General features: G+C 63.1%; 16 protein-coding genes and 1 other RNA gene. 8 read left to right on the top strand and 9 right to left on the bottom strand.

Annotated features, from left to right (window positions below; all coding sequences use genetic code 11):
• Positions 1-42: 42 nt before the first annotated feature.
• Positions 43-948, top strand: coding sequence for a dienelactone hydrolase family protein (locus JG739_RS14515; RefSeq protein ID WP_244749898.1), 906 nt, complete (start codon positions 43-45; stop codon positions 946-948).
• Here JG739_RS14515 and JG739_RS14520 read toward each other — a convergent pair whose 3' ends face one another.
• Positions 949-1,854: an EamA family transporter gene (locus JG739_RS14520; RefSeq protein ID WP_202367041.1), complete on the bottom strand. Its 906-nt coding sequence runs from the start codon at positions 1,852-1,854 to the stop codon at positions 949-951.
• A gap of 89 nt (positions 1,855-1,943) precedes the next feature.
• On the opposite strand from JG739_RS14520, the gene JG739_RS14525 reads away from it, so the two are divergent.
• Positions 1,944-2,423 (top strand): Lrp/AsnC family transcriptional regulator, encoded by a 480-nt coding sequence (locus tag JG739_RS14525; protein ID WP_202367471.1) that lies wholly within the window; start codon positions 1,944-1,946, stop codon positions 2,421-2,423.
• 107 nt (positions 2,424-2,530) lie between these two features.
• Here JG739_RS14525 and JG739_RS14530 read toward each other — a convergent pair whose 3' ends face one another.
• On the bottom strand, positions 2,531-2,728 hold the full coding sequence (locus JG739_RS14530; protein ID WP_202367042.1) for a hypothetical protein: 198 nt from the start codon (positions 2,726-2,728) through the stop codon (positions 2,531-2,533).
• A 113-nt stretch (positions 2,729-2,841) separates the two neighbouring features.
• On the bottom strand, positions 2,842-3,348 hold the full coding sequence (locus JG739_RS14535; protein WP_202367043.1) for a thioesterase family protein: 507 nt from the start codon (positions 3,346-3,348) through the stop codon (positions 2,842-2,844).
• Between the two features lie 98 nt (positions 3,349-3,446).
• Between JG739_RS14535 and JG739_RS14540 the strand changes: the two genes are divergently transcribed.
• Positions 3,447-4,859 carry an FAD-binding oxidoreductase gene (locus JG739_RS14540; RefSeq protein ID WP_202367044.1) on the top strand — a complete coding sequence of 471 codons (1,413 nt, stop codon included), beginning with the start codon at positions 3,447-3,449 and terminating at the stop codon, positions 4,857-4,859.
• A gap of 211 nt (positions 4,860-5,070) precedes the next feature.
• On the opposite strand, the gene JG739_RS14545 is transcribed toward JG739_RS14540, so the two are convergent.
• Positions 5,071-5,550, bottom strand: coding sequence for an SRPBCC family protein (locus JG739_RS14545; protein ID WP_202367045.1), 480 nt, complete (start codon positions 5,548-5,550; stop codon positions 5,071-5,073).
• Positions 5,551-5,741: 191 nt separating this feature from the next.
• Between JG739_RS14545 and JG739_RS36370 the strand changes: the two genes are divergently transcribed.
• Both JG739_RS36370 and JG739_RS14555 read left to right on the top strand, forming a co-directional pair.
• Positions 5,742-5,960 (top strand): hypothetical protein, encoded by a 219-nt coding sequence (locus JG739_RS36370; RefSeq protein ID WP_370464263.1) that lies wholly within the window; start codon positions 5,742-5,744, stop codon positions 5,958-5,960.
• 45 nt (positions 5,961-6,005) lie between these two features.
• Positions 6,006-9,980 carry an AsmA family protein gene (locus tag JG739_RS14555; RefSeq protein ID WP_202367046.1) on the top strand — a complete coding sequence of 1,325 codons (3,975 nt, stop codon included), beginning with the start codon at positions 6,006-6,008 and terminating at the stop codon, positions 9,978-9,980.
• 22 nt (positions 9,981-10,002) lie between these two features.
• On the opposite strand, the gene JG739_RS14560 is transcribed toward JG739_RS14555, so the two are convergent.
• From JG739_RS14560 to JG739_RS14575, 4 genes are all read right to left on the bottom strand, one after another.
• Complete coding sequence (locus tag JG739_RS14560; RefSeq protein WP_202367047.1) at positions 10,003-10,230, bottom strand: ribbon-helix-helix domain-containing protein; 228 nt, start codon at positions 10,228-10,230, stop codon at positions 10,003-10,005.
• 20 nt (positions 10,231-10,250) lie between these two features.
• The gene (locus tag JG739_RS14565) at positions 10,251-10,496 is read right to left on the bottom strand and encodes a DUF4169 family protein (RefSeq protein WP_202367048.1); all 246 of its coding nucleotides are present in this window, start codon (positions 10,494-10,496) and stop codon (positions 10,251-10,253) included.
• Positions 10,497-10,515: 19 nt separating this feature from the next.
• Positions 10,516-11,049 (bottom strand): SspB family protein, encoded by a 534-nt coding sequence (locus tag JG739_RS14570; RefSeq protein WP_202367472.1) that lies wholly within the window; start codon positions 11,047-11,049, stop codon positions 10,516-10,518.
• A gap of 119 nt (positions 11,050-11,168) precedes the next feature.
• The gene (locus JG739_RS14575; RefSeq protein WP_202367049.1) at positions 11,169-11,858 is read right to left on the bottom strand and encodes a TetR/AcrR family transcriptional regulator; all 690 of its coding nucleotides are present in this window, start codon (positions 11,856-11,858) and stop codon (positions 11,169-11,171) included.
• Between the two features lie 161 nt (positions 11,859-12,019).
• Between JG739_RS14575 and JG739_RS14580 the strand changes: the two genes are divergently transcribed.
• Positions 12,020-13,225, top strand: a complete 1,206-nt coding sequence (locus JG739_RS14580; protein WP_202367050.1) for a multidrug effflux MFS transporter — start codon at positions 12,020-12,022, stop codon at positions 13,223-13,225.
• A gap of 138 nt (positions 13,226-13,363) precedes the next feature.
• On the opposite strand, the gene ssrA is transcribed toward JG739_RS14580, so the two are convergent.
• Positions 13,364-13,720: a transfer-messenger RNA gene (ssrA, locus tag JG739_RS14585) on the bottom strand.
• A gap of 172 nt (positions 13,721-13,892) precedes the next feature.
• On the opposite strand from ssrA, the gene JG739_RS14590 reads away from it, so the two are divergent.
• Complete coding sequence (locus tag JG739_RS14590; RefSeq protein WP_202367051.1) at positions 13,893-14,204, top strand: DUF2853 family protein; 312 nt, start codon at positions 13,893-13,895, stop codon at positions 14,202-14,204.
• Between the two features lie 157 nt (positions 14,205-14,361).
• Positions 14,362-15,156 (top strand): thymidylate synthase, encoded by a 795-nt coding sequence (locus tag JG739_RS14595; RefSeq protein ID WP_202367052.1) that lies wholly within the window; start codon positions 14,362-14,364, stop codon positions 15,154-15,156.
• The last annotated feature ends 131 nt before the right edge of the window (positions 15,157-15,287 follow it).

Consider the following 15,287-nt stretch of genomic DNA (forward strand, 5'->3'; position numbering starts at 1 on the left):
ATCTTGCGCGGCGGACATGTTCCCGAAGCCGAGGAGAGCGCCATGACAAAACCGAGCCCTGCCAGCCCCGCCGTCACCAGACCCGCCATTACCCAGGCGATGATCGACGCCTATGACGAATACACGCATCTGACGCTCGACCGGCGGCGCTTCATGGAACAGTTGACCAGGCTTGCCGGATCAGGTGCCGCTGCTGCCGCAATCGCACCGCTGCTGGCGGCCAATTCGGCCCGGGCGGCGGTTGTTGCCGAGGACGATTCACGCGTGACGGGCGAGGACATCAGCTACCCCGGCAGCGGTGGCGAGATGAAGGGCTATCTGGTCAAGCCGGCCGGCCAGTCCGGCAAGCTCGGCACCGTCATCGTCGTGCATGAGAACAGGGGGCTCAACCCGCATATACGCGATGTGACGCGGCGCGTGGCGCTGGAAGGCTTCGTTGCGCTTGCCCCGGACTTCCTGTCGCCGCTCGGCGGCACGCCGGCCGACGAAGACAAGGCGCGCGAGCAGATTTCAAAACTCGATCCGGCTCAGACCATCGCCAATGCGGTCGCAACGGTCGCTTTCCTCAAGGGACATGCGGATGGCAACGGCAAGGTTGGCGCGGTCGGCTTCTGCTGGGGCGGCGGCACGGTGAACACACTGGCTGCCAACGAGCCGGATCTGGCTGCCGCTGTCGCCTATTACGGCATGCAGCCGAAGGCCGAGGATGTGCCGAAGATCAAGGCGGCGCTGCTGCTGCATTATGCCGGGCTCGACACCCGCATCAATGCCGGCATCGACGCCTTCAGGAAGGAGCTCGATGCAGCCGAGGTCGAGTACACGATCAATGTCTATGAGGGCGCCAATCATGCCTTCAACAATGACACCTCAGCGGCCCGTTACGACAAGAACGCAGCGGACCTCGCCTGGGGCCGGACGATTGCCTTTCTCAAGGAAAAGCTTGCCTGATCAGGCATTTGCCGGTTTGTGAAAGGCGACGCCGGCCACCACCAGCGCGATGCCGATGCAATCGGCAGGGCTGGGTATCTGGCGGAGCACAATGACGCCAATCAGCGTGGCGGTGACCGGCAGCAACGACAGCATCAGCGCGAAGCTCGATCGCGGCAGCCGCGACATGGCTAGCTGGTCGCAGATATAGGGGATGACCGACGAGCAGATGCCGACGCCGATGGCGGCGATGAGCAGCGGCGGCGCCGTGAAAGCCGGCAGCGCATCGGTGAAGCCGATCGGCAGCACGATGAGGCAGGCGACCGCCATGGCGGCGCCCAGGCCGGCGATGCCGTCGCCAGCGCCGGCGCGGGCAACGCGATGGCCAAGCACGATGTAGCCGACGAACAGCGCGCCATTGAGGAAAGCCCAGAACAGACCGATCGGGTCGCTTGACCATCTGACGTCGATCAGCAGCAAGGTGCCGATGACGGCAACGGCAAGGGCTGCGAGATTGCGCGGGCTTCTGACGCCGACCAGCGCAACGCCGATGGTGCCGACGAATTCGATCGCCGCAACCAGCGAGATCGGCAAGCGGTCGAGTGCCAGGTAGAAGGAGCAATTCATCACGCCGAGGCAGGCGCCAAAACCGAGAAGCTGCAGCCGTGTCGGCCGGTCGGCGCGGGCGAAGGCCGTCCACGGCCGCGTCAGCGGCGCGAAGACCAGAGCGGCCGTGACGATGCGCAGCCAGGCCATGCCAAGCACGCCGACATGCGGGAAAAGCAGCACGGCGAAAGCCGGCCCGAGATAATGAAACACGGCACTGACACCGAACCAGACATGCGGCGGCAGCGATGTCGCCAGCCTGCCAAAGACAGGGCCGGTGAGGGCAGGGATTGCAGCTGGGGCTTGCGCTTGATCATCCATAGGATCAGTATCGCAGGCAGTTTTACCTGTTTATATGGACAACTCCTAACCAAAGTGATCATTCTTTTTCCTCAGCCAAGGAGTTTTTCCTGAAACGCCTTCGAAACGAAAATGCTGATCTGGATGCGGCGGATCTGAAAATCCTGCGCCTGCTGGAAAAGGATGCGCGCACCAGCACCGCCGAACTGGCGCGCTCGGTCGGCCTGTCGGCGCCGAGCGTGGCCGAACGCATCAAGCGGCTGCAGGAGAGCGGCGTGATCGAGGCCTACACGGTGCGGATCAACCCGGCCGCGCTCGGCATGAAACTGTCGGCATGGCTGCGGATCAGGCCGGTGCCGGGACAACTGGCTGTAGTGGCGGAGATCATCCGCGACTTGCCGGAAATCGCCCAGTGCGACCGGGTGACCGGCGAAGACTGTTTCATCGCGCTGGCGCATGTCGGCTCGGTGGCCGAACTCGAACGGGTGATCGACCGCATCATTCCGTTTGCGATGACCAACACCGCAATCATCCAGTCGTCGCCGGTGGTGGCGCGTTCGCCGCTGGCGGCAGTGAAGCACCGGGCTTGATGGTTGAAGCGGTCGCTCGTCAGAACATCATCTTGACTGGAAAACGTCGCGCCGCAAACGCCCAGAAAAAGCAATCGAATAACGAGCCTACTTCTTTCCGCACCGAATCAGGCATGCCCCCGCTTCATCCGCGCTTGCTTCAGGATGGCGCGCCAGCGGATCATGGCGAAAGGGATCGGCTGGTTGTTGTTGGCGATGGTAAAAATTTCGTTGTTGAGGTTCTTCAGCGATCGCCAGAAATCATAGTCGCTGATGCGTGGGTCGGCCGCCAGCCTGTCCGCCTCGACCTTGATGTCGGTTTTCATGCACGTTCCCCGAACCGCTTCAGCCCCCGCCGCTCGTGCGGACGGTTTTCGACCGCCGCGCTGAGTCGTTCAACGCCTCAATTCGGCTTGTTCACGTTAAAATTCTGGTAAGGTTAACGGCGGCCTGACTGCGGCTCAAGTGCCTTGCGACGAATACCGATCGAACGGCCGGTGCGCTCAGGCATCGGCAGCGCCGCATGGGCGGCGCGCATGGTTTCGACCTTGGCCAAGACATCGGCCGGGAAGGGCGCCACCTTCGGTCCGGACATGTCGATATGCAGCAGCAAAGATTCGGATGTGGCAGCGAGCCAGCCGTCGACATGGCGGATTTCCTGGTAGGCTCTCAGCCGCTTGTCGTCATGGTCGAGCAGCTGGAAGGAGACATTGACCTTGTGGTCGAGATGCAGCTCCCTGATATAGCAGACATGGACTTCCGCCGTGTAGATGGTCAGCCGGCGCTGCTTCGCGTACTCCAGCCCCATCCCCATCATGTCGAACGCTTCGTCGGAGCAGCGGTCGAACAGCACGTTGTAATAGGCCATGTTGAGATGACCGTTATAGTCGATCCAGTCCTTCTCGATGGCCATGGCACGAGAGACGAAGGGGGCAGGGCTGGACATCGAGAACTTCCTTCTGGCTGGACAGGACGTGGTCGGTGAGACTACCCATCCATAAATCCATAACAAGGGTGGACGCTGGTCCATTCGCGGAGGAATAGATGGCTCTGAGCGACCTCAATCCGGTCGAGCGCAACGAAGAAGGCATTGCCGCGGTGCTCGGCATCCTCAAGCAGCGGCTCGGCGAACGGTTCCAGACCGGGCAGGCGATCCGCGCCCAGCACGCGCATACCACCACCTACATACCGACCCAGGCGCCGGACGGCGTGGCATTTCCACAGACGACGGCGGAGGTGCAGGAGATCGTGTCGGCCTGCGCCGCGCACCGCGTGCCGGTGATCGCCTTCGGCGTCGGCTCCTCGCTGGAGGGCCATACCAACGCGCCGGGCGGCGGCATTTCTGTCGATACGTCGCGGATGAACCGCATCCTCGCGGTCAACCCGCAGGATCTCGACTGCACGGTTGAGCCCGGTGTGACGCGCGAGGAACTCAACCGGCATCTGCGCGACACCGGCCTGTTCTTTCCGATCGATCCGGGCGCCAATGCATCGCTCGGCGGCATGGCGGCGACGCGGGCGTCGGGCACCAATGCCGTGCGCTACGGCACAATGCGCGAGAATGTGTTGTCGCTGACGGCGGTGATGGCCGACGGCGAGACGGTGACGACCGGCAAGCGCGCAAAAAAGAGCTCGGCCGGCTACGATCTGACGCGGCTGCTGATCGGCTCCGAAGGCACGCTCGGCATCATCACCCAGCTGACGCTTAAGCTGCAGGGCATTCCGCAAGCGATTTCCGGCGGCGTCTGTCCGTTTCCAAGCGTTGAGGCGGCCTGCAATGCGGTGATCGCGACAATCCAGATGGGCATTCCGGTGGCACGCATCGAACTGGTCAACGCGCTGCAGATGCGAGCGATGAAGAGCTATTCGAAACTCGACTATCCGGAGAGCCCGTGCCTGTTCGTCGAATTCCATGGCAGTGATGCCGGCGTTTCCGAGCAGGCCGAAACCTTCGGCGAGATCGCCGAAGACTATGGCGGCGGACCATTCCTGTGGACCAGTGTCGCCGAGGAGCGGACAAAGCTGTGGAAGGCCAGGCACGACGCCTACTGGTCGTCGCTGACGCTGCGGCCGGGCGCCAAGGGGCTGTCGACCGACGTCTGCGTGCCGATCTCGCGCTTTGCCGAATGCGTCACGCAAACCGAGGCCGACATCGCCGAGATGGGGTTGATCGCGCCGATCGTCGGCCATGCCGGTGACGGCAATTTCCATGTGCTGGTGCTGATGGACGCGGACGATCCGAAAGAAATCGAGCAGACAGAAGAGTTTGTCGCGCGGCTGAACATGCGGGCGATTGGCATGGATGGAACCTGCACCGGCGAGCACGGCATCGGACAAGGCAAGATCGGCTTTCTGCGCCATGAACTCGGCCACAGCGTCGATATCATGCGCACGATCAAGCAGGCGCTCGATCCGCAGAACATTATGAACCCTGGGAAGATACTGCCGGCCGACTAAGGCCTGTTGGGATTCATGGTGATGCGATGACGGCGGCGAGATGGATTTCCGACGGATCGGACCAGATAAACCATCTGACTGCGAAACTCCGCCGGATATGGCGATCGACGCCTCGGTATGGGAAAAAGTGTCCACGAAACCGGGTCAACTCTACGCTGGCCAACGCGCCTCCACACGCACGCTTTTGTCCAGCCTGCGACGTGCCGATCGTCTATGCGCCCTCCAGGTAGTGTGCCTTCTGCGATGGGTAGTAATCTTCGAACGACGGCAGCGCGTTGCCTTCGCGCGCGGCGACCAGCATATCGAGGTAGTACTCCCAGCCTGGCCCTATGTCGCCCGCGAGTTTTCGGTCGCTCAGGTGCTGCACCAAGCGTAGCTCGGTCGTGTCGTTCGTTTGCGTCAACGTCAGCTCGATGCGCCACTCGCCGTAGTCATCCTTCATCGTGACGACTAGGCGGCGCGGCGCCTCGCACGCTTCGATCGTCACGTTCGTCCACGGCCGGCCCTTCTCATGGACCAGTTGCAGCCGCACGATCTTGCCCGGGCCGGCGTCGCCTTTCCAACTGCCGAACCAGAGCGCGGTGTTTTCGGATTTCGTCACGCTCGTCCAGACGTCATCGATGGGTGCGCGGAACGTGCGCGTGAGGATCAGGTCGTTGCCACGAAGGTGGCCGGTGGGTTTCGGGCTCATGGCCGTCTCCTTCTTCTTGTCGTTCGCGAGTTCGCGAGCTTACAGCGTGCGCCGCCGCACCTATACAGGGTAGCTACTCTCTTTGGGAGAGCGACCGGCACCCTTATGCGCGGAAGCCGCTTGCGGATTCCGGTCGCATCGCGACTAAGGCCTGTTGGGGTTCATCGTGATACGATGACGGGTGCTGCGAGGTGGATGATCGCTGCGAAGCTCTGGTCCGTTTTGTCGGCCCGCATGGCGATGCGTTTGAACTCTTTGAGCTTGCAGAAAAAGTTCTCGATGAGGTGACGCCATTTGTACATCTCGGCGTCGATGCGAGGGGCTTCGCGCGGCGCGGATGCTGCGAGATGACGATCTTGGCGCCGCGTTGCTCGTGGGGCGATCGATTTGCCTCTTTATCGACACGCTGATGCGGGTAGAGTGCGGCTGACTTTCAATCAACTGCTTGGGGGTTGATGCTCGCACGCCTGTTCGTTTTCTTCGGTGGCTTTTTCGTGCTGGTGCTGTGTGCGGCGCTGGTGGTGCCTTATTTTATCGACTGGACAAGCTACCGCGCCGATTTCGAGCGCGAGGCGAGCGCCATTCTCGGCCGCAAGGTCACCGTCCAGGGCGCTGCAACGGCGAAGCTGCTGCCGTTTCCCTCGGTGACGTTCTCGAATGTCACTGTCGCCGGCGGCCCCGGCGGCCAGCCGGCAATGACCGTCGAGACCTTTTCGATGGACGCCGAACTGGCGCCGTTCCTGAGCGGCGAGGTGCTGATCTTCGACATGCGGCTGGTGCGGCCGAAGGCGACGATCGACATTGCCGCCGACGGCACGGTCGACTGGGCGATACGCCCATCCTCGCCCTTCGATCCCAGCCAGATCTCGATCGAGAAGCTGACGGTGACCGACGGAGAGATCGCGCTGCGCCACGCCGCCGGCGGCCGCAGCCATGTTCTTTCCGAGATCAATTCGACAATCTCTGCCAGATCGCTGGCCGGACCCTGGCGGATGGATGGTTCGCTGCGGCTCGACGGCCTGCGCAGCACGGTCGTCGTCTCCACCGGCAAGGCCAGTGGTGACGGACAGTTGCGGCTCAGGCTCAAGGCCGATCCAGACGCCTATCCGCTGGTCGTCGAAGCCGATGGCAATGCCGGCATTGTCGACGGGGCCGCGATCTATTCGGGCCAGTTCAAGGTCACAAGTTCTGACAAGAATGGCGCCGACAAGCGTTTGGCGCAGCTTGACGGCACCGACGCTGAGACGATGAAGGCCAGCGCCGGCAAGCCGGAGCCGGGGTTCAGGCTGAACGGCAAGTTCTCGCTCGATCACCGCAAGCTTGGTGTCGACGAATTCCGCTTCGAAACCGGGCCTCTGGACAATCCCTACACCGCCGACGGCAAGGCTGCCGTCGACCTTGGGCCGCACCCTCGCTTTTCGATCGAGGCCGATGGCGCGCAGGTGCAGTTCGATGAAGCCGTCGGCGCCGCGACCGGACTGACGCTATCAGACCGCGTCGCGGCGCTGGAGCAGGCGCTGCTCCAACTGCCCAGGCCGACCATACCGGGCACCGTCGAGGTGAAGCTGCCGGCGGTGGTGGCCGGCGATACGACGGTTCGTGACGTGCGCCTTTCCGCCGAGCCGGCCGATGCCGGCTGGTCGGTGAAGTCGCTGGGCGCGACGCTCCCGGGCCGCGCCAGGCTGGAGGCCAACGGCATGCTCAGTCTCGAGGATCAATTCGGCTTCAGCGGTTCGCTGCTTTTGGCCGTGGGGCAGCCTTCCGGTTTCGCCGCCTGGCTGTCGAAGGATGTCGACGAAGCGATCCGCCGGCTTCCGGCCGCCGGATTCAAGGCCAATGTCGACCTGACCGGGAACCGCCAGGCCTTCAGCGACCTCGAGCTCGTTCTCGGCAAGGCGAAATTCTCCGGCCGCATCGATTCCAGCCAAGGCGAAGACGCCAGGCCGTCGGTGCTGATGCGGCTCGAAGGCGGCGAGCTCGACGTCGACGGGCTCGCCGCCTTCGCCTCGATCTTCATCAGCGACAAGGGCGCCAACCGTTTTTCAGACCGCGATCTCGATTTCCAGATCAGGGCCGGGCCGGTCAGCGCCGGCGGACTGACCGCCGATACGGTCGATACGGCGCTCAGGCTGCGCGACGGTCTGCTCGAAATCGATAGGCTATCGGTCGGCGGGCTTGCCGGCGCCTCGGTCAGCGCAACCGGCCGGATCAAGGATTTCCCAGCGAGCCCAACCGGCAAGCTCGATGCCTCGGTGGTCGCCGTCGATCTCAAGCCGTTGGTCGATGTCGCGGCGAAGCACTATCCCGACAATGCCGTGCTGAAAGGGCTGGCGGGGCGTGTGGCCGCCTATCCCGAACTGTTGCAGAATGCGCGCATCGATCTGGTGACGAGTGCCGCCGCCAATGGCGACGGCACGACGGGACTGGCGGTCAGCGCGCAAGGCAGGGCAGGCGGCTCGGCGTTTTCAGCATCGCTGTCCGGCAAAGGACTGGCCGATCGGCTTCTCGAGGCGCCGGTGTCGGTGACCTTCAATGCCAGGAATACCGACGCCACCGCGCTTCTGGCGCTTTACGGCCTGCCGGCGCTGCCGCTCGGCATGGTTGGCGAGGCGACCACCGATGTTTCGGCGGAAGGCACGCTTGGCGGCGGCATGGCGACGAGCTTCAACCTTACCGGCGACGACTTCAGGGCCGGTTTCGACGGGACGATCGCCAGCACGCCACAAGGCGCCACCGCCAAGGGCAAGCTCAGCCTGGAAGCCGCCGACATCGAGCCGTGGCTGATGACGACAGGCATCGGCCTGCCGGGCCTGGGGACGGGGACATCGACGTGGCTTGCGGCCGACGCCGACTTCGGCAACGGCCTTCTGGTGCTGTCCGGCCTCAGCGGCGCCATCAACGAGGCTGCGGTTTCCGGCGACGTCAATGTCGACGTCACCGACGGGCTGCCGCACCTCGCCGGCGCGCTTGAGCTCGATGAGCTGGATCTCGACCCGATGGCGGTGGCAGTGTTTGGCGACCAGGCCTTCCTGGGTTCCGGCAAGACTTGGCCGACCGCCCCGTTCAACCAGAAGCCCAGCCTGCCGTTCACCGCCGAACTCGACCTGACCACGGCGTCGCTGGTCGCCGGCCCGCTTGCTGCGGCCTATGACGCGGCGCTGTCGCTGAAGCTCGACCAGGAAGGCATCCGCGTTTCGGACCTTAGGGCAAAGTTGGCCGGCGGCGCGCTTTCCGGGCTGTTCGAATTGAAGAACAATGACGGCACTGGACTTTTCTCCGGCCAGCTGAAACTTGCCGGCGCCGATCTGGCCACCGTGCTGCCAGAGACTGGCCTCAGCGGAAGCGGCGATTTCTCGGCGGCGCTCTCGACCAGCGGCAAATCGGTCGATGCGATGGTTGCGGCGCTGTCCGGTTCCGGCACGGCGGCGCTGAAAGGCCTGACCATTGCCGGCGTCAATCCCGACGCCTTTGGCGCCTTCATCGCCAAGGCCGACGCCATTGGGCGCGATATCGACGCGGCCAAGACCGCCGGCTTCGCGCCGCAGATCGCCGCGGACGGCAGTTTTCCGGCTGGGGATGCCGACATCGCCTTCACAATCGCCGGTGGAACGCTGAGGGCACCGCCGGTCAAGCTTGAAAATCCGGCGGCGACGCTGTCGGCCGACATCACCGCGGACCTGAAGGCCAGCACGGTCGCTGCCAATGGTTCGATCACTTATCGTCCCGGCGACGAAGCGCTAGTCGGCTCCGATCCGACCGTGAATTTCAGCGTCGACGGGCCGTTCGGCGCCGCGAAGCGGCGGTTCGACAGTGAGCCTTTGGCGCAGTTCCTGACCCAGCGCGCGCTGGAAAAGGAGCAGCAGCGGGTCGAGGCGATGCAGGCGGCGCTGCTTGAAAAACAGCGGTTGCGGCGCGAGGTGCGTTACTACGCGGCCCTGCAAGCCGAGCGCGTCAGGGCAGCCGAAGAATTGCGCAAGCAGCAGGAGGCGGCGCGGCTGAAAGCTGAGGCAGATGCCAGGGCGAAAGCCGAAGCCGAGGCAAAGGCTCAAGCTGAAGCTGAGGCCAGAGCCAAGGCGGAAGCGCAGGCGAAGGCTGAAGCGGAGGTCAAAGCCAAGGCGGATGCCGAGGCCAAGGCTAAGGCGGATGCCGAAGCCAAGGCTAAGGCGGATGCCGAAGCGAGAGCCAGGGCGGCGCAACAAGCGGTGGACGAGGCAGCGAAGGCCGAAGAACAGCGACGCAAGAAAGCGGAAGAGGCGGCGCGGATCGCTGCGGACGCCGAACGCAGGGCCGCCGCTGAGCAGGCGCAGAAATTCGAGCGCATGCGTCAGCCGCCAGCCAACGACAACCCGGGGCCGTCAGAATCCGCGCCAAACCCCGCGCTTGAACCTTCGGCGATCGACAATCTGCTGAAGTCGCTGGGCGGCGGATAGCTCCACCTGGCCCGGATATTGGCTAGACCGGTTTCATCCCTCGCTTCGCCCAATCCAGGACGTAGAGCCTGAGCGCCGAGGACAGGTTGGCATCGCGCGGCCGGGCCTCATCGACTTCGGCGACGAGGGCGGCGAGAGTCAGTTTGCGTGCGGCGGCGATGGCGACGAGATCGTCGAAAAACGGCTTTTCGAGCGAATAGCTGGTGCGATGGCCGCGAATGGTCACCGAGCGTTTCTCGACCGGGCTCACCGGACCTGACTCATTTCACTTCAAGCATCGGACTTGTCCGAAAAACCCGTCGCATTTTTCGGGTTGAAATCCGGGGAATCCGGATTGCCCAAAACTTCGCGGCGATGGCCGGCGACAAATTTTTCTGCCTTGTCGGCGATCGAACGGTCACGCTCCCGGTCGGCCTTGGAGCGGCCGTGCAGCGCCCGGTTCTGTTCGGCAAGGCGCTCCTTGTCGGCTCGTGCCTTTTGCTTGCGGGCCTGGCGGAGGTTGACGATGTCGGCCATGTCGCGCGGCCTCGTCGGATTACTTCTTGCGGAAGGCGTCGAGCGACACCACTTCGGCGCCCTTAGCGGCGGCGTCGGCCGCGGCCGGCTTCTTTTCGGCCTCAGCGGTCTTCTTCTTCTCGGGCTTTTTCTCGGCAACAACGGCCAGCGGTTCGGAAGCGGGCTTGCCGGCCAATTCCGCTTCTGCCGAGGCTTCCGTCTTCACGTCGAATTCGAGCTCGAAATTGACGGACGGATCGTAAAAGCCGCGCACGGCCGAGAACGGGATTTCCAGCTTTTCCGGCACGTCGGAGAAGGACAGCCCGACCTCGAAGCCGGTGTCGGTCACCTTCAGGTCCCAATACTGGAACTGGATGACGATGGTCATCTGTTCGGGATAGCGCTCGCGCAAGCGGGAAGACACGCGCACGCCGGGGGCGCCGGTCAGGAAAGTGATGAAGAAATGATGGTTGCCGGGGAGGCCGGTGCGCGCGACTTCGGCCAGGACCTTGCGCATGACGCCGCGCAGTGCCTCCTGGGCCAGAATGTCGTAGCGAATGTGGTCGTCGGCCATGTCGCTGTCGGGTTCCGATTGAATCGTCCGCATAGCTGTAATCAAGCTTGAGCGCGGCGTAAACCGGATATAGCTGCCGGCAGGCGAGATGCGAGAGGGCATGCCTCAGATTTGATCGCTCAGGCGCCAGCGAGCGCGCTGTGCTTTTGCGCATCCGCCGTCGGCTGCCGCTTGGCGAAGGCGCGCAGGAAGGTGCGCACGCCATGTGTCGCGGATTGCAGCACTTGATCATCGGTCGGCGTACCGCCGAGCATGAAGGTCGTCTGCAATTCGGCATGGGCGAGCGCCTGGAACTGGCGCGCCGCGACATCGGGGTCCTCGATGTCGAGGAAACCGGCATGGGCGAGGCGGGCGAAACGGGCGGCGATCGCCGGCCATGTCCTGCCCGGTCCCTGTTCGCGCCATTCGGCAAACAACTCGGGATAGCGCTCGCCCTCGGTCTGGATCAACTTGCGCAGGAATTTTCCGTCGCGGTTGCAGATGCAGTTGCGGGTCATGCGCACGGCGAAGCCGATCAGATCGGCCTCGAGATCCTTCGGCTGGTCGGGAAAGGTGGAAATGGTGGCGAAGATACCGGCATTGCAGCGCTCGGTGAGGTCGCGGACGATGGCGACGAAGAGTTTTTCCTTGTCGCCATGGTGATTGTAGATCGTCTGGCGCGAAACCCCGGCTTCGGCGGCAATCATGTCGATATTGGCGCCGGCGAAGCTTTCGCGGCAGAACACCTCGCCGGCAGCCTCCATGATCGAGGCGCGCTTTGCCTCATGGCCGCGTGGCGGGATGCTGTCAGGAGAAACGTCGTGCTTCATGGAAACTATATAGAGGTGATTGACGAATTAGACAAGAGTGTCTAAATTTGTGGACTATCTTAAAGGATTTCCCGCGCAGGAAATCGGAATTTCGTGGGATGGAACGTGCCAGGATTACCCGCCGATCGGCGGCAAACCAGATTTGAGAGAAGCCCGCTATCATGAATCCCCAATTCCTCCGCATCGCGCTCGTGCTCGGTCTGTTGACTGCCATCGGCCCGTTCGCCATCGACATGTATCTTCCGGCGCTGCCTTCGATCGGCGCCGATCTGCAGGCCAGCACCGCTGCCGAGCAGATGAGCTTGCTGATCTTCTTTCTGTCCATGGGGTTTGGCCAGATCGTCGTCGGACCGATCTCCGACATGGTCGGGCGCAAGCTGCCGCTCTATGGCGGCCTCGCCCTGTTCATGGTCGGCGGCATCGGCTCGGCGCTGGCGCCCTCGATCGAGTGGCTGATCGCCTTCCGTTTCCTGCAAGGGCTTGGCGCCAGCGCAGGCATGGCGGTGCCGCGCGCCATCGTGCGTGACCTGCACACCGGCACCGAAGCTGCCAAGCTGATGTCGCTCTTGATGCTGGTGTTTTCGGTGTCGCCGATCCTGGCGCCGCTGACCGGCAGTGTCATCATCGAGAATTTCGGCTGGCGTGCCGTGTTCTGGACGGTGACGGGTGGGGCAGTGCTCGCCACCATCCTGCTGGCGACTTCGCTCAAGGAGACGCGGCCGGTCGAGGCGCGTGCAGGCAGTTCGTTCGGCACCGCGCTCTCGGCCTATCGCTTCCTGCTTGGCGACCGCAACTTCCTTGGCCTGGCGGCCATCGGCGGCTTCGGGCTGGCGAGCTTTTTCGTCTATCTGTCGAGCTCCTCCTTCATCCTGATAAATCACTACGGGCTGTCGCCGTCGGTCTACAGCGTGTTTTTCTCGATCAACGCGGTGGCCTTCATCGGCATGTCGCAACTGACGGGGATGCTGTCCGAAAGGTTCGGGCTGAGGCCGGTGGTTCGGGTCGCGGTGGTCGGCTATGCGACGACGATGGTGGTGCTGTTCGCGGTGATGACGTCCGGCGTCGACCGGCTCGACGTCATGGCGGCGCTGCTGTTCGTCGGCTACGGGTTCCTCGGCCTGGTGATCCCGACGACTTCGGTGCTGGCCATGGAGGAGCATGGCGCGATCGCCGGCACGGCCTCGGCGCTGATGGGCACGCTGCACTTCGCCATCGGCGCGGTCGCCATGGGCATCGCCGGGGTGTTCTTCGACGGCACGCCGCTGCCTATGGTGGCCGGCATCATGCTTTGCGCGGTGATCTCCTTCACGCTGGCCAAGGTGACGCTCGGCCGTGGGCGGCAGGTTGTCGAAGCGCCGGCAGAATAGATGCCTTCCAGCGAGAGCATGAAAAGGCCGGGTCAGTCCCGGCCTTTTTCACGTCTGGGCGCGGCCAGCAAGCCTGCTGCCGTCACAATATCGAGCGGAGATGGGGATCGGAAGGGAAAGTAGAATGGAAGCGGGAGAAGTGGAGGTTTCTGTTGCCAGGTACCTCCGAACCCCGCCTAGAAGTGCGAACCACTAGGGCTTGAATTGAAGCTATCGCACCGCTTACGCGGCGAGACGTGCTTCCGCATAGTTGTCGTTGGCAACTATAAGTTTAGCCCGATAACGGTGGTACAATGCCGGGCAAAAGTACGATCTTTACACCTTCGTCGATCCTATTTCGCCCCCAGCAAAAGCCGCTCCTCGCAGAGCGGTTTTTGGTGGAGGCGCCGGGTACCGCCCCCGGGTCCGAACGGCTTATTTCATCGCCTGTTTATCGCCATAGTCGGTCGAGCCGACGAAACAGATATAGGGACCGATCGTGGAAAATGAAAGGCCCCAATGATGCTTTGTCCGCTGTGTCAAACAGCATGGCGAAAGGCTTGACTTGTCAACGGTCGCAACCGAAGCTTGCGGCGGTGAGGAGTTACCGACTTAGCGCACTTTTTGCGCGCAGCGCGCCACAACCCTCATTGACCGAACCCCGTGGCGCCGACGAGGGGAAAATTTGATGGCCGATTATCTCGCAGACGTGAAGAAGTACGACGCCGCGGCGGATGCCGACGCGGTCGCCAAGATCGTGAAGCATTTGGGCATTGCGCTCAGGAATCGTGATTCCTCGCTGGTTTCCTGCACGGACCCCGACGAACTCGATCGCGTCAAGGCCAGCTGGGTTGCCAAAAAGCTCGGCGTCGACGACGGCGGCAAGGCGGACGCGGCCATCGAAAAGACCTGCAAGGCGATGGAGGCCGACAACACCAAAAGCCGCGTGACCTTTTATTATCTGGTCGCCAAGGAACTGGGCAAGCTCGCCAGCCTCTGACGGTCATCCTGCAGCGGCGGAATGCTGGCGCGATTTCCGCGCCGGCCCAGATGTGGTCGCTTGTTGGGACATTCTGCATTTTGACATGTTCGGCCGGCAGCCAGTCGGTTATGATCGCCGGTAACCCGAATCGAGCTCCCGAATCGAGCAGAAGCCGATGCGCCAGTATCTCGACCTGTTGAAGCACGTGCTTGAAAACGGCGCCGATCGCGGTGATCGCACTGGCACCGGAACGCGCTCGGTGTTCGGCTACCAGATGCGCTTCGACCTCGCGCGCGGCTTTCCGATCACCACCACCAAGAAGCTTCACCTGAAGTCGATCGTGCATGAACTTCTGTGGTTCCTGGCCGGCGACACCAATATCAAATATCTCAACGACCACGGTGTCTCGATCTGGGACGAATGGGCCGACGAGAATGGCGACCTCGGCCCGGTCTACGGCAAGCAATGGCGCTCCTGGCCGGACGGCCATGGCGGCGCCATCGACCAGATTGCCAATCTCTTGAAGGAGATACGCAAGAATCCTAATTCCCGACGGCTGATCGTTTCGGCGTGGAACCCGGCCGAAGTGGAAGCCATGGCGCTGCCACCCTGTCATTGCCTGTTCCAGTTCTATGTCTCGGAAGGCAGGCTCTCCTGCCAGCTCTACCAACGTTCCGCCGATATCTTTCTCGGCGTGCCGTTCAACATCGCTTCCTATGCGCTGCTCACCTTGATGGTGGCGCAGGTCACGGGGCTGAAGCCGGGCGATTTCGTCCATACGCTGGGCGATGCGCATCTTTACGCGAACCATTTCGAGCAAGCGCGCGAACAGTTGCGGCGCACGCCCAAGGCGCTGCCGACGCTATGGATCAATCCGGAGGTGAAGGACCTCTTTGCCTTCCGCTTCGAAGATTTCCGGCTGGAAAACTACCTCGCCGATGCGACGATCAAGGCGCCTATCGCGGTGTGAGCCGCAAACCTCGCGTTTTTTTGCTTTACCGTGTCTCAAATCGCTCGCCGGTGCCGTGTCGTCCGCCCGCGAGCCGTGGCGGTGCCATGCAATGCCGTCGGCGGGTTTTTGGGCTGAGTCTGGCAAAAAGC

The organism is Mesorhizobium sp. L-2-11 (genome assembly GCF_016756595.1).
In the GTDB taxonomy this organism is placed as follows: Bacteria; Pseudomonadota; Alphaproteobacteria; order Rhizobiales; family Rhizobiaceae; genus Mesorhizobium.